Origin of the sequence: Corallococcus praedator (genome assembly GCF_003612125.1) — a bacterium.
Taxonomy (GTDB): domain Bacteria; phylum Myxococcota; class Myxococcia; order Myxococcales; family Myxococcaceae; genus Corallococcus; species Corallococcus praedator.
Window position 1 is genome coordinate 1 of sequence record NZ_RAWI01001185.1, and the last position, 421, is coordinate 421.

The window sequence follows — 421 nt, forward strand, 5'->3', positions numbered from 1 at the left end:
GCGATGGGCGTTCTCAATGATAATGGTATTGATGTACCGGGTGAGATTTCGTTAATTGGCTTTGATGATGTGCTGGTGTCACGCTATGTGCGTCCGCGCCTGACCACCGTGCGTTACCCAATCGTGACGATGGCGACCCAGGCTGCCGAACTGGCTTTGGCGGTGGCGGATAATCGCCCTCTCCCGGAAATCACTAATGTCTTTAGTCCGACGCTGGTACGTCGTCATTCAGTGTCAACTCCGTCGCTGGAGGCAAGTCATCATGCAACCAGCGACTAACCGCAGTTAAAGCCATTCCAACGCCAGTAATTCTTCGATGGTCTGGCGACGGCGAATCAACCGCGCCTGACCATTATCAAACAGAACTTCTGGTAACAGCGGACGGCTATTGTAGTTGGATGACATTGATGCGCCATATGCC

The 421-nt window shown here is 53.0% G+C and carries 1 protein-coding gene; it reads left to right on the forward strand.

Annotated features, from left to right (window positions below):
* A partial coding sequence (locus D7Y13_RS43650) for a substrate-binding domain-containing protein (RefSeq protein WP_158626248.1) occupies positions 1–279 on the forward strand: 279 nt, incomplete at its 5' end.
* Positions 280–421 lie beyond the last annotated feature (142 nt).